This window comes from Calothrix sp. NIES-3974 (assembly GCF_002368395.1).
GTDB lineage: Bacteria > Cyanobacteriota > Cyanobacteriia > Cyanobacteriales > Nostocaceae > NIES-3974.
The window spans coordinates 1,039,611-1,054,095 of the sequence record NZ_AP018254.1 but is presented as its reverse complement, the minus strand read 5'-3'; the positions used below and the strand labels follow the sequence as shown (position 1 = coordinate 1,054,095).

11 protein-coding genes are annotated in these 14,485 nt (G+C 40.9%); 5 read left to right on the top strand and 6 right to left on the bottom strand.

Annotation, left to right across the window (positions count from 1 at the left end; genetic code table 11):
* Positions 1-722 precede the first annotated feature (722 nt).
* From CDC37_RS04110 to CDC37_RS04095, 4 genes are all read right to left on the bottom strand, one after another.
* Positions 723-1,244: a hypothetical protein gene (locus tag CDC37_RS04110; protein ID WP_096620616.1), complete on the bottom strand. Its 522-nt coding sequence runs from the start codon at positions 1,242-1,244 to the stop codon at positions 723-725.
* A gap of 206 nt (positions 1,245-1,450) precedes the next feature.
* A complete protein-coding gene (locus CDC37_RS04105; RefSeq protein ID WP_096620615.1) occupies positions 1,451-2,011 on the bottom strand; it encodes a DUF4833 domain-containing protein in 561 nt (186 codons plus the stop codon).
* Positions 2,012-2,060: 49 nt separating this feature from the next.
* The gene (locus tag CDC37_RS04100; RefSeq protein ID WP_096620614.1) at positions 2,061-2,354 is read right to left on the bottom strand and encodes a hypothetical protein; all 294 of its coding nucleotides are present in this window, start codon (positions 2,352-2,354) and stop codon (positions 2,061-2,063) included.
* Between the two features lie 240 nt (positions 2,355-2,594).
* Entirely contained in the window at positions 2,595-3,293 is a 699-nt protein-coding gene (locus CDC37_RS04095) for a hypothetical protein (protein ID WP_096620613.1), read from the bottom strand.
* Between the two features lie 871 nt (positions 3,294-4,164).
* Between CDC37_RS04095 and CDC37_RS04090 the strand changes: the two genes are divergently transcribed.
* The gene (locus tag CDC37_RS04090) at positions 4,165-6,447 is read left to right on the top strand and encodes a S8 family serine peptidase (protein ID WP_096620612.1); all 2,283 of its coding nucleotides are present in this window, start codon (positions 4,165-4,167) and stop codon (positions 6,445-6,447) included.
* A 553-nt stretch (positions 6,448-7,000) separates the two neighbouring features.
* The gene (locus CDC37_RS04080; protein ID WP_096620610.1) at positions 7,001-7,477 is read left to right on the top strand and encodes a CRR6 family NdhI maturation factor; all 477 of its coding nucleotides are present in this window, start codon (positions 7,001-7,003) and stop codon (positions 7,475-7,477) included.
* Between the two features lie 103 nt (positions 7,478-7,580).
* Here the strand turns inward: CDC37_RS04080 and CDC37_RS04075 are convergent, their stop codons facing one another.
* The gene (locus tag CDC37_RS04075; RefSeq protein WP_096620609.1) at positions 7,581-8,342 is read right to left on the bottom strand and encodes a hypothetical protein; all 762 of its coding nucleotides are present in this window, start codon (positions 8,340-8,342) and stop codon (positions 7,581-7,583) included.
* A gap of 1,505 nt (positions 8,343-9,847) precedes the next feature.
* Here CDC37_RS04075 and CDC37_RS04070 point away from each other — a divergent pair.
* Positions 9,848-10,486 (top strand): hypothetical protein, encoded by a 639-nt coding sequence (locus tag CDC37_RS04070; protein WP_096620608.1) that lies wholly within the window; start codon positions 9,848-9,850, stop codon positions 10,484-10,486.
* 446 nt (positions 10,487-10,932) lie between these two features.
* Here CDC37_RS04070 and CDC37_RS04065 read toward each other — a convergent pair whose 3' ends face one another.
* The gene (locus CDC37_RS04065) at positions 10,933-11,781 is read right to left on the bottom strand and encodes a M28 family peptidase (protein WP_096620607.1); all 849 of its coding nucleotides are present in this window, start codon (positions 11,779-11,781) and stop codon (positions 10,933-10,935) included.
* 138 nt (positions 11,782-11,919) lie between these two features.
* On the opposite strand from CDC37_RS04065, the gene dnaK reads away from it, so the two are divergent.
* Together dnaK and CDC37_RS23925 are read left to right on the top strand one after the other, a co-directional pair.
* Positions 11,920-14,208: a molecular chaperone DnaK gene (dnaK, locus tag CDC37_RS04060; RefSeq protein WP_096620606.1), complete on the top strand. Its 2,289-nt coding sequence runs from the start codon at positions 11,920-11,922 to the stop codon at positions 14,206-14,208.
* On the top strand, positions 14,199-14,387 hold the full coding sequence (locus CDC37_RS23925; RefSeq protein WP_157780637.1) for a hypothetical protein: 189 nt from the start codon (positions 14,199-14,201) through the stop codon (positions 14,385-14,387). The genes dnaK and CDC37_RS23925 overlap by 10 nt, the downstream gene beginning before the upstream one ends.
* Positions 14,388-14,485 lie beyond the last annotated feature (98 nt).

The window sequence follows — 14,485 nt, the reverse complement described above, 5'->3', positions numbered from 1 at the left end:
ATAATGTTGAGAATAAAATCATTCAACCTGGAATCAGTCAGTTATTAACTTTGTTCTCAACTAATGGATGAGGTTACTTTAAACCTTAACTTTCAAAATCATTGATTCACAGGGATTGTAGCGTTTATAATTCGTCGAATTCACGTTTATTTAGAGTCTGCTGTTCGCGAAGTGCAGCGCTAGCTGTAAAAGTATTTTAGTAAGGCTAGGGAACAGTCTGTGACGGGAGTAGGGAATAGTTTTAAGCCTTCCGACTCCACTTTTCACAAGCTGCAAAAATTACAAATGCCAGGTTTGAAGCCTTATATACCTATAGTAATCCTAAATGATTCGTAGACGCAGGAGCGCCTGAAATCAATTCCTGGAAATGGGTAGCATGTACAACTGACTTAGGATTGCTATATTTGTTTGCACTTTTGGTGACGAAAATACCCTCTAACACTAATTCCGAAAAAGAGGGCAACAAATGCATCTTGTAGTTATATATTAGAAGCTTTGTCTGTTGCCTTATTTTAGATAATTGGTATAATTCTTGCAATATAAGTGCTTTACTATTTTTCCGCAAGCCCTATTTAGGGCTTTCAACTTGGGAGCATTCCAAATATGTAAAAACATATTTTGTCCGTAGCGAGTGCAACTTTATCAATCGCAAAATCTATCACTCAAAATGAGTCCATAGATTGCTGAAGTTCATATTTCCGATACGTTGAAGTTACTGTTTCTTATAGTTTGATTTTTTGGTCAATTAACCATTGTTGATGGGAGTTATTAGAATGAGATACAAGTGTAAATCGAGATGGATCATCTAAACGACGACCATCTTTGAGAATATATCTGAGTTGAACATCTACAATCGCTTCATCATCCTTTTTCTCGATTAGTTTTAAAGAATCAAGGTCAACTATTACAGAATCAACTTTTTCCCACCATGCTTCATAATTTTGATAATTATTGTCGGGTTTGAGGCGTTGAAATCTAGGTGTGAGAAAAGCCCAAGCTTTGGCATACTCTCTTTTATTAATAAGTTGGTAGTATTGATTAATTGTCTCTTCTGGTTTATTATTGGCTTTTTGAGTATTATTTTTATTGGTATTACATTCTCCAATTGTGCAGTCAATAGCTCTGTCAATAACTCTGTCAACTACCCTTACTCCAAGGAATGGTAGTAATTGACATGAAGATAATGTCAAGGAGGAAATACAAATGCTTATAAATAAGAATAGGTTTTTTAAAAAGTTAATCATGGCATATATTCTTAGTAATTATTTTCGTATTTATACTAATTTTTTTTGAGATGAAGTGGGGTTTTCCGGATAATTTGTTATTTCCAGGGACAATCTCTGGAAAAACCCGATTTCTACTCAGTTGTCCCAAGCAAGATTTTCTAGCTGTGATCAAACCTCCAGATAAATCAAAGAAATTAGATGTCACCTCCAAAAAAAAGTATCTTCTAAAACCGACAATTCGACTGACAAATCATCTTTTCTTGTTTATTACCAGTTCCGTAAAATGTGATGCTATGGAGGGTTCCTGAGAGGAAACTATGTTTAGTTAAGTCCAGATGAACTCGTGTGAGTTGGATATTTTCACCTTTGATATTCGCAAAAGCTAATATTTGACAGTTTTGACTTCCCTGTCGGGAAGATTGGATGGTAATGGGTTTGGACAATCCCCGTCGTCGAAAACCGTTGATTTCCATAACTACTTGGTTTCCTGAAATGGATTGACGTGCAATTCCGAAAGCGGGGATTTCTACCCTCAGTAAACCTTCTAGACGACCGTTTTCCAGTTTCCAATAGGGATATACGGGTCTTGTGGTTCTAAAGGAACAGTCTGGATTGACTTGTACTCCGTAATGTACTTGGTTCCCGTTATCGCTTTTGCTGACAAAGAAGATGCTGTTGAGGTTATTTTGATTATTTCCATAGGAGGATGTAGTAGGAATAAGTGACAATACGATTACACTGGTCACAGTTATCAGTTTACTGGCTTTAGGTAATATTTTGAACATATATTGATACCTAGAGTATACATGTTTTGAGCTACTAGTAACTAAATTATTAGTGGGATGAAGAGGTTGTATTTCTACCTGCGATCGCTAAACCAATACCTAAAGCTCCAGATACTCCTGCGACGACAAGACTACCAGTTGTAAAATCCTGCATTCCCTGCAATTTTTGTTTATTAAATTCTTCTAAACCAGTCCATCCACTGAGGGTCTTTTCTATTTGACCGCGCTTGGCTAATTCTTGTTCGTATTCTCTGGTTTGGAATATACTCATTCCGGCAAAAATTAATGATGTTAGGGAAACTGCGAAGAATACTCCTCCAGCAACAGTTAACATTTGTTTCATTGTTTTACTCCTAGTTATTTTGGTTATCGGGTAATTATTTTTTGATATAGAGATATAGCATTGCTACATCTCTACATTTTTTCTGTTTTAATTATCTAAGTTAGAATCAGGATGAAAAGATGACAGTTTACAGTTTTCCAAAATCATCTTGTTTCGATGTTAAAGGTTTCTAAAAACCTTTTTCTTCTATGACTGCATCCTTATCTTTAATTTTCCTGTAAATATGAGTTACAAATCCAACTAACAACTGTAATGATGACAGCTACCGTAATTATTATGAATTGGTTTCACTGGAGCAGGAGCAGGATTATGGGAAGGATTAGAATTACCGGGTAAACGGTAATATTCTCTCGTTTGCCTTGATGAAGTGCTTCCACTATCACTTCTTAAGAATAAATCCAGTAAAAATATAGTTGCTGCTAATTGCCTTTGTCTGAGAAGTTGTTGTTGTCTAATATATTCTTGTTTTTGTGCTGGGGATAAATTTTCAAAATATCGTCTTCTTCTTTCTGCTTCTTCTAGTTGTCTTTGGGTTGCACGTCTACGAGCTTCTGCTAGTTCTTGCTTTCTTTGTTGTCGTTCTTCTTCCCGTGCTTGACGTTCTAATAATCTTTGTTCCCTTTCCCGTTGTTGCAGTTCAAATCTTCTTCTTTGTTCCTCTCTTCTTTGTTCTTGTAATTTTCTTTGTTCTTCTCTCCTTCGTGCTGCATCCCGTTGTCGTTCAATCCTTTCTATAGTTCTAGTTCCCTGTTCAATATCTTTGAAGAGATTACCAAATAATCCAGAAACTACGACTGGTTGGTTTAATGATGGTGATTGATATTTTGGTGCTGCGATCGCGGGAGTAATATTAGCAAGAATAATCAGAAAAATCGAGAATTGGGAACAGGTTTTACTAATGAATGGGGTGTGTTGGCGATGGTGATTATTTGATATCATGGTCTTCTAAGTCTTGGTAGATTTGATGTTAGGAAGTTTACAGATGTCATCACTATTACTGTTAGTGTTTCTACTTGCTGTTTCCTTCCCTTGCTGATTTATATACGTAGTAGATTTACTCTGTGCTGCAAAAGACTTAAAAGAATTTTCAAATCATTTTCTCACAAGTTGCTGGTTTTCCCCTATCAAGCTGGGATTTGACTGTTCGCAGACGGTAATCCAAAATCCATAGACCACTAGGACAAGGCTACCCATACCCCTAGGAGGAGTAATCTCAATTTCAAAGCGCTATTAGTATTTATACTTATTGATGGGTGAAGCACCTCATGGCTATAATACCTGTAGGGTTGTGGGTATAGTATGTAAAATCCATCAGTGCTAGCAGCCTTTATCAAAAATAGTATTGTTATTTACACGGAATTCCCTACAGACCTCCGTGATATTTCAGTATTTGTACGCATTTATATTTAGGTATTTACTGTCGATAATATCATCCATGTCATGGGGATAGGCGACAGTATAAAAGTTGCACAACCAATGATATTTGCATTCAGTGGGATACATGTGATGGAAAGATTTGATTGAAGATTGGTAGATGCAATCTTTAACAAATCTCCAATCACATTACGTTCAAATGTTGCAGTGAAAGTTTTTGCAAATATTTCAAAGCAATTTCAGCAAACAAAATACCTGACAACTTCTTTGTTTGAGTTTGACATAGGGAATTGAAGAATTACGTCTGTAGCCAAATTTCCTACGGGGTATTTACATTCAATCAAATCCCGAATTTCTCACAAATCCCTACAACTTTTAGAGAGCGGGAAGTCGTGAGGAATGGAGGAAATATCAAAATTTGCCAAGGATTAAAAATATGAACAGCAATGGATTTACTACTCCTATGGGTAATGGGAGTGCAAATAATGGTGGAAATTTACCATTACCTACACCTGTAGAAAATAGTAGTGCATCGATGCCGTTGTTGGGAATGAATTCTCCCCGTGGGATGCGAGCTATTATGCCGAATGGAGATATGAACATCAGTACTGAAAATGGACAACTTGTCAGAGTATTGGTGGAATTACAAGTATCTCGTGAACAAGGACTCATGGGAGTTTCCCAAGCTGTAAACTTAAGTGGATTTGAGTTGGATTCCCAGTATCAACCTGTACCAATTAATCCCACCTCCGATGTCGCTCCCACCCTATTAGCCACAGGTACAGAAAGTTACATTGTCCGTGGTGCAATTCGGGAAGAACAAATCCCAGAGTTGGAAGCCCAAGCTAATGTGATTAAAGTATATAAGGATACCCCCATCGCCCCCTTTAACCCTTCCAGTTTATTAGAAAGAGTAGAACCACAGCAAACCAACGATAAAGCTAAATGTCCAACAGGGGATTGTGACTGTGCGCCGACTGTAGCCAAAGGCACACTAGCGGATGTGGCCAAATATTTCGGTGTTGATCAAATTTGGTCGGCGGGATATCGGGGACAGGGTATTGTTGTTGGTATAGTTGACGGAGGTATTACCGCCGAAGGTCGAAATGTTGCTCCCTACGAAACAATTCGCCGGATTCCCAATGTGATTGGTGGCCATTTACCGGATTGGGGGACTAAAGCCGCAGCTTGGGGGGAACACGGAAATATGTGTGCTACCGACGTATTGGGAATGGCTCCAGAGGCAAAATTATACGATTTACGCTTGGCTGGTGGGGATGCAATTTCCAATGCTTTAGCAGCTTTCCAGTGGGCAATTGATCAACATAAAATTGATGGTACACCCCATGTATTAACCAATAGCTGGGGTATCTACCGTGAGAGTTGGGATAAATTTTATGCTAGTAATCCCAGCCATCCCTTTACCCGCAAAGTCGTTGAAGCCATTGAAGAAGGGATTTTGGTATTATTTGCCGCAGGGAACTGTGGTGGTACTTGTCCCAGCGATCGCTGTGGGTCGGATGCAGGACCTGGTAGGAGTATTTGGGGTGCAAATGGACATCCTCTGGTGATGACGGTGGGTGCGGCTAATTTACAGGAGCAGTTTGTTGGTTACAGTAGCCAAGGACCAGCTGCACTCGACCCCAATAAACCCGATTTTTGCGCCATTACCCATTTTCGTGGCTATTTTGGTAGTGATAATGGTACATCAGCTGCTTGTCCCATTGCAGCTGGGGTAGTAGCCCTATTAAAACAAGCTAAACCCAATCTCAACCAAACAGAAGCCAAAGATTTACTGAAACAAACCGCCAAAAACCTTGCCAAACCAGGGTTTGACCAAAATACAGGTGCGGGAATTATTCAGCCAAAAGTCGCCTTTGATACCTTGGTCCCCGAGCTTCCCCGTTGGAGCGAGTGGCAAAAAGTCGGTGGGAATGCCTTTTCTGCACCGACGGTAGTAAGTACCAGAGGGAAAAATCTCAGCCTGTTTGTAGTGGGTGGTGATAGTGGGGTTTATCAGAGCAACTGGGATGGAACAGCTTGGAGTCCGGAATGGACCAATCTAGATGGATTTAGTTTATCCGCACCCGCCGCGATCGCCACACAAAAAGACACTAAAACAGAAATTGAATTATTTATTCTCGGTCAAAAGCGTCAAGTACAACGTCGGATTGGGGATGGAAATACTTGGGGTGAGTGGGAAAACCTAAGTGGTTTTGCCAAGCAAGGTGTGGGTGTCTGCGCTCAAGGTAATCAACGCCATATTTTTACCATCGGTGCTGATAACGCTCTGTATCAAATGACATTAGATGGGGAAACCAGTCGCGGGTGGACAAACCTGGGAGGTTTTTGTCTCTCCAGTCCCGCAGTCGTTAGCTGGGGGGAAACCCGCATCGACCTAGTGGTAAGGGGGGGAGACCATGCAATTTACCATAAATTCTGGGATGGAAGCCAGTGGAGCGATTGGATTAGCCTAGGAGGTATCTGGTTATACGCTCCAGCCGTCGCAACTTGGGGTGAAAACCATCTGGAGGTGTTTGCGGTGGGAACCAGTAATCAGCTCTTCCGTAAATCTTATAACGGAAATACCTGGAGTGACTGGGAAAGCTTGGGAGGAATTTGTATTTCTGCTCCAACAGCGATCGCACCCCAGGAAAAACAACTGGAAGTGTTCGTCGTTGGTGGTGACAACGCCATCTATCGGCGATCGCTTCTATAATTCGCTAGCCTAGGGATAGATTGCCATCGATTTTCCTGAACCTACAAAGGCTGAAAATAAAGACGCTTTTCAGATGCGATGCTCCTGACCTGGAGTATCGTGTCTTTTTATTTGGGGGAGTAGGGAATGGGGAGTAGGGAGTAGGAATAGAAGTAGCCTAAATTCAATATGAGTTCGATGAGTTATAAAGCCTGAAACTCTTGTCCAGTATTATTCGTAGAAAATACCTCCTAGGATTTGAGAATAAAATCATTAGTTATTGAGTTGGTTCTCAACTAATGGATGAGGTTACTTTAAACCTTAACTTTCAAAATCATTGATTCACAGGGATTGTAGCGTTTATAATCCGTCGAATTCACTTTAAATGTATTGCTAACACCAGAAGGCATGAAAGTGTTTTCTTCCCTCCCAATACCCTGTGGTCGATCTGCTACGCGTTTACATGATTCCCTATTTTCTCGCAAGACTGTCTGACAACCAAAAATACTTTCCCCCCCTGCTCCTATATCCTGTATCCTGTATCCTGTATCCTGATATTCTCCCCAAACCACCTATGACTATTAATATCACCATTAATACCAATCAAATTAACGCCCTAGACCTGTCACCCTTAAAAAGCGTAATCGAACGTCTAGTCATTGAAAATGCGATCGCATCATCTGAACAAAAGTTACGATTTGACATCAATTTCCATCGCGATGACAACGACCCCCGTGAACTTTCAGAAATCCCGGAGGTCAGATTATGGTTTATTCGGGCCGATTCCCAGTATCCTTGGTTGCCTTTTTTACTCGACTGGCAAGCTGGCGAATTTGCCCGCTACACCGCAATGTTAGTTCCCCATCAATTTAGCTCTAAAGATGGCATCCAATACAACCCAGAAGCCCTGGAAATTTACTTAATGCATAAAGTATTTATTTTGGCAGACTGGTTAAAAGCCCAAGGTTTACCAGCAACTTCTCGCTTGAAATCAATGGCTCAACTAATTGGCTATGAGCTTGATGAGGCATTTTTTGAAGTTGTTCTTTAATGAGCAGACAGAATACAGGATAAAGAATATGGTCATCAGGAGTCAGGATGATTCATATACAGAAATATTCATATATAAATCTTCTGCTCCCGAAAGTGCAAACCTACTTAACATGGGTAATCATATTCAGAGCGCTCTGAAATGCATAATCCACGGCTTTCGATTTAGTTGGTAGAGCATCCTGCCAAATTAAATAATCATTAAATTCCATAATTTGTCTGGCAATGGGGGTTGAATCTATCTGCTGAAGTACGTTATATTGTGCAGCGTCAAAATCCCAAAAAGAATCATCATTTTCTAGCACGTCTACTGCTAATTCAATAAATCTAGAAATTATGTCTTTAGCATATTTTTTGCCAGCACCAGATGCAAAGACAATTGATTTGCGCAGTGCTGTAAACTCTATTAATAATTGTTCCGCAATTCTCCGACCTTCATAAGTATCCCAATGATAAGGTAATTCTACCTCCAAATAATCCCCTTGGGAATAAGCATAAGCCAAAAATTCTTCAATACAAGTTGTTGGTTGGAGGATTTTTTCCCCTGCCAATAAATTCAATAAGGGAGTCACCCTAGTATCAATTAAATTATCTCGTTCAATTTTTTCCTGTCCTTCCGGACATTCATAGGCTAGATAAGTCCAAATTCCTGGTTTATCTACCTCTGAATCCTGAGCTAAATAAAATGTAACTGTCCCATCCTCCGGACATTCATAATAGGCACTACGGACATCGACAAAATCACATCCCCGCACGTTGATGATTTGTTGAATTTTCCGAAACACACCTGTAATGTAATATGGTTGTGTTTCTACTTGAACATATCTTTTTCTTACACTAGTAAAACTGTGTAACTGTATAGCCATTGCTTTCTCCCCTTAAAATATCACGTCTATATATAGATGCATCCGTTGAAGAAAATAGGGAAGTCAATCAGTATTTGATTTTGTCGAATCTAAACAAGCCACCTACAATTCCCATATCCACAGTCAATTTGTTTACAAATATCCTGATTTCACAACAAAGTGATTTTGTTGTTCAGATTTAACGAATTATTGTAATTTGTAAATTCGCTAACAGGGGTGGATTCTCACTGTTCTACGACTTATGCTCCCTTTGTTGGGAAAACTTTGCTTTGAATTATCATCCAAGCGCAAAATTTCCTGTAAATGTGTGCAAATCATCAATTTATGCCAACCAATTTCATCTTCATTCATAGCAGCGTTGATTGCGGAAAGATTAATCTACCTCAAGAGATATAGATTGTATGATGACCCGAAAATGACCTGATTGTTAGTTGATATTTGTATCTGTGTTTTCCTTTAATCCCACTCCCACTAAAAAGGGAAATTAGTTGCTGCTCAATTGCACGGGTTTATTCTTCCCCAAAATTATGCAGAACTAACACAAAATGGAAAAATTTTTTTAAATAACACAAAATCCTTACAGAGCAAGGCTTTGATACACCCGATACATTGATAAATAGATAACACATGCTGTTGAATACCAAAATCTAAAACCAGATTCCGTATCCCCATACATGTAGCAATCAACCTAATTAACTGATGACCTGAGATGCTTTATTCTTTGTGCAAAGCAAAGAAACTAGTATTGTATCAAGCTTTTACCTTCAGAGTTTTTGTATTCCTCAAAACACAAAACTCTCCCACGGATGTAGCTTGTGAGGCGACCCTTAGATGACTTCGTTGAACTTAAACAGTTCAAGTGTTGACCGTTTATATTCCCCCGAAGGATTTGTATTGTAATTATTTTCCCTCAAAGTTGTACAGAGGGGTTAGACCACTCACCATGAAAATTATTAATGAAATGGATAATTTATACATAGTTTTTGTTGGGAACTTATACTGCTAATCCTTTGCAGACAAGGCTTTTCAGGCTTTAAGTGTTGAGTATGTCACATTTTTAAAACCTTTTATTGCTAAAAATAATACTTAGTCCAATTGATTGAGTTTCATTAATTTTATCCAGATAAAATCATGTATTTTTCAAAAATACAGATAGCTTATACATATGCTTAAATGAATTTAAATTAGCAATAAGTATTGCAGCATACTTATAATTAATATTTAATTAATACTTCATTGTAAGTCAACAGTCATAGCCTGCATTTAAAGTAAATTCTTCAAACCTAGAGGGAGTGGGGAGTCGGGAGTAGAAAAAATAAGTCCGTCACTTAAGATTTATAACTTACTCATGAGAAATCCAGGATAGGTGAAGTTTCCCAGAGAACACAGTCAACAGCTAAAACCGATATTTTTCACTGCTGAAATCAGATTGTGATACAACACCCGATGTTGCCTAATCGAGATATCAGCAAATATATTAGGAATAGTTAATAACACGCAAATAAATGTTTTCCAAAATACAAAATACCGTCAGTTATGTCTGCACGATAATAGCTGTTAGCCTGGGTTTATCTTTGGGAATGAATATCGTTAATATAGCTTCGCATCATGGTAATATTACCCAAGCCCAAACCCCTCAAAGGCCAGTTCGTCCTACCCTTATACCGACAAGGGACATTAATCAACTTCGCCGTTTGTTCCCCCAACGCACTTTAATCCCCAGTCAAACCTTTCAGGTTAATTTGTTGGAATGTGGAACTTGTTTATTTGTCCCCACCCTGGCTTCAGACAACAGATTAATCATCCACCTAGTCAAAAACAATCAAGTCGTCTTGACTTTCCCCCAATCATCAGAGTTAGTTCCCACTAATTGGCGATTACATCAATTAAAAGCGGTTTCGTTTCTACAATTAGGTTTTGCTGGTCCAAACGAGGATGGAATTATTCTCATTGCAGAATATATTACTGGTATTGGTCGGGAAGGTGCAAAACCCTTTCCCATAACGATGGTGTTTCAACGACGGGAGACAGGTAGAGGTTTTAGACTAATCGAAAAGGAAAGCCGTATCCTGAGTGATAGAAGAGTATCAACTATTGCCCAAGCAGAAAGAATTTTGCGCAATGAATTTAATTACCTACCATAGGACTAGTGGTCTGTCCTATAAGTTATAAGGCAATACAGTTCAGTTAGACTTAAAAGCCTGATTATTGGGTAGGTTAGGTTGAAGAATCTAGAGGCAGAGCCTCTTAGAATGCGTCCCCACGGGGAGCATCGGGACGAGATCATCACAAAAACTGTGTGAACTTATGGGTAAATTTCTACAAAATCAACAGTCTAAGCAAAGCTTTAACTAAACCGTATTGAGGTATGAGGGGTTTGTAGTAGTGGGTTTAGCCTCGAAAAAGCTTTACCAGAAAGGCTCTAAATCGCTACTACGTGCCTTTTTTTACTCATCAAAATGAATGGGACAGACCACGTGATAGGAATCTCGGTTGTAAGTCGGGAGTAGAATTGTACGCAACCCAAGACTAAAAGCCTGTGGGCTTCAGCCCAGTTCAAAATGATTCTAAAATCCAAAATCTAAAATCTCTAAAGTTTCCTAATTCCCCTTTCCAAACCCTGGCACACCCCGGTCAAAAAATCCAAATCCAGGGTATCAATAGTGTCACTGGGTCGATGATAGTGGGGATTGCGCATAAAAGCAGTATCTGTCACCATGATGGCTGGATAGCCGAAATCCCAAAACGGTGCATGGTCACTTTGTCGAGTAGCGTGGATTAGTTTACCTGTACCAGGGACGGGTAGCCATTCGCATTTCACCCCGACTTGACGGATATGGCGGCTAATTGTGATTAAATCTCTCCAAGTACGCCAATTACCAATTAAGGCGATAAAATCTCCTGTAGAGGGATAAAATTTTTCTAGGGGTGGGGGATAGGCTTGGGTGTGGGGACGGGAATCACAATAACCTAACATTTCCAAGGACATCATTAACCTTAATTTCTGTCCGGATTGTTGGAGGTGACGGGCATAATCTGTACTACCGAGGAGTCCGTATTCTTCCATGTCAAAGGCAACCAAACGTAGGGGATGGCGACAAGGGTTTTTGCGGAATATGCGTGCCAATTCCAGTAAAACAGCCACACCAGTGGCATTATCATCTGCTGCGGGTGAACCGGGAACACCGTCGTAGTGTGCGCCAATTAAAATTGGTGGTAAATTGGTCTTTTTAAGGGTCGATTGAGGCGGTAAATTGAGAATGAGGTTTTGGCAGACTTTTGTACCGACCTTAAAGGTGTGGATTTCCACACTTCCCGATTGTGAAAGTTGGGCACGAATGTATTGTTGGACAAAGAAATGTCCTGCGGATGCCATGTAGGGGTCACGCAATCTGGCTATCTGATTTAAGTGGGTGTGTAAAGATGTTTTGAGATTCACAAAATTAGCACGTACTAGACAATGCTCTATACCGTGTATTTATCAACTGCAAGATAGAATAAATCAAGTATTGATTGCAAGCGATTGCCAAGATATAAATTCACTATTTTAATGACGTATTAGGAGAGATAGCAACGCATGGGTAAGGTAGTCGGCATAGACTTGGGTACAACTAACTCGGTGGTTGCCGTCATGGAGGGTGGTAAACCTGTGGTCATTGCGAATGCCGAGGGTATGCGTACTACCCCCTCTGTCGTTGGCTTTAGTAAGGATGGGGAACGGGTAGTTGGCCAAATGGCCAGACGGCAAACTGTGTTAAACCCACAAAACACCTTTTTTGGGGTGAAACGGTTTATTGGTCGTAAGTACGGGGAATTGTCCCCTGAGTCGAAACGGGTTCCCTACACGATTCGTAAGGACGAGTATGGCAATATTAAGGTGGCTTGTCCCCGGTTGAGTCGGGATTTTGCTCCGGAAGAAATTTCGGCGATGGTCTTGAAGAAGTTGGCGGATGATGCTAGCCGTTATCTGGGGGAAAAGGTGACGGGAGCAGTGATTACCGTACCTGCCTATTTTAATGATTCCCAGCGCCAAGCGACTAGAGATGCGGGACGAATTGCGGGTTTGGATGTTTTGAGGATTTTGAATGAACCGACCGCAGCTGCACTAGCCTATGGTTTGGACCGGGGTGAAAGTGAATTGATTTTAGTGTTTGACCTGGGTGGGGGAACCTTCGATGTCTCGATTTTGGAAATTGGGGATGGGGTGTTTGAGGTCAAAGCTACCAGTGGGGATACTCAACTGGGGGGTAATGATTTTGACAAGAAAATTGTCGATTGGTTGGCGGAGCAATTTTTAGAAGCAGAAGGGATTGACCTCAGGCGCGATCGCCAAGCTTTACAACGTCTGATGGAAGCAGCAGAAAAGGCGAAAATCGAGCTTTCGGCGGTCAGTGTCACCGATATCAACTTACCATTTATCACCGCCACCGAAGATGGACCAAAACATTTAGAAACTAGATTAACGCGATCGCAATTTGAAGGATTGTGTCAAGATTTACTGAGTCGTATCCGTAATCCTGTCAAGCGGGCGTTACGGGATTCGGGCTTAACTCCCCGTGATATCGAAGAAGTCGTTTTGGTGGGGGGAGCCACTCGCATGCCAATGGTGAAGGAAATTGTTACAGCCATCATCGGTATTGAACCGAGTGAAAATGTTAACCCGGATGAGGTTGTGGCAGTCGGTGCGGCTGTACAAGCGGGTATATTAGCAGGGGAATTCAAGGATGTATTATTGTTGGATGTTACACCCCTTTCCATTGGTTTGGAAACCATCGGTGGTGTGGCGAAAAAATTAATTCCCCGTAACACCACAATTCCCGTCCGTCGCTCCGATATATTTTCCACCTCGGAAAATAATCAAAACACCGTGGAAATCAACGTCATCCAAGGTGAACGGGAAATGGCTGCCGATAATAAATCTTTGGGACGATTTAAATTGTATGGTATTCCTCCGGCTCCCCGTGGTGTTCCCCAAATTCAAGTATCATTTGATATTGATGCCAATGGGATATTACAGGTGACAGCCCTAGACCGGACGACTGGAAGGGAGCAAAGTATTACCATTCAAGGTGCATCAACATTGAGCGAAATGGAAATTCAAGCAGCCATTCGTGATGCCGAAAAATACGCCGAACTCGACCGTCAGCGCAAAGAAAAAGTAGAAAAGCGGACCCGTGCAGAAGCTTTGATTTTACAAGCAGAAAGACAACTGCGGGAAATCGCTCTGGATTTTGGTATGTCCTTTGCTCGTCCCCGTCGTCAACGCATTGATAATATCTGTCGGGATATGCGGGAAGCTCTGAATGCCAACGATGACCGAGGTATTGATCAAACCTATGCTGATTTACAAGATGCTCTCTACGACCTGAATCGGGAAGTGCGTCAGTATTATGTAGACGACGAAGATGATGATTTGTTTAGCACCATCAAGGATATATTTACCGGTGGTAGCGATAAGGATGATAAGGACTTTGGTCGGGATTATGACCGGGGTTATGGTCGCGATACGGGATACCGGAATCCGAATCGGGATTATGACCAAGGTTATGGACGCGATCGCGGACGTGATGATACGGGATATCGGGATACAAACCGGGATTATGACCAAGGTTATGGACGCGATCGCGGACGTAGTGATACTAGTTATGGACGCGATCGCGGACGTGATGATACGGGATATCGGGATACAAACCGGGATTATGACCAAGGTTATGGACGCGATCGCGGACGTGATGATACCGCTTCCCGTCGAGATTCCCGACGCGATTACGACCGGGGAAGTAGACCTATCGACGATAGACCATCGAGAAGAGCGGAGCGTCCCAGTTACCAAGATAATTGGGATGACGATGATGATTGGCTGTAGATACTTACCAAGCAAGGAATGGACGGTTACAGGAAAAAATATCTGACCAAACCATCCTTCCCCACCCACTTCATACAACTTTTACCATTGGATGGAGAGCAAAACAAAGTCGGGATGTAAGTTTCTTGACCAAAAAGTATGGACATCTCGACTTTACATTCACCCAACCCATCTGCTAACCCTTAAAGGTAGGAAAAATTATACGGAATTAGGATGTAATTACTGGTAGATACTAACTAAGTATTATCTGAATTGTATTAATTATCCCAGTTACAAA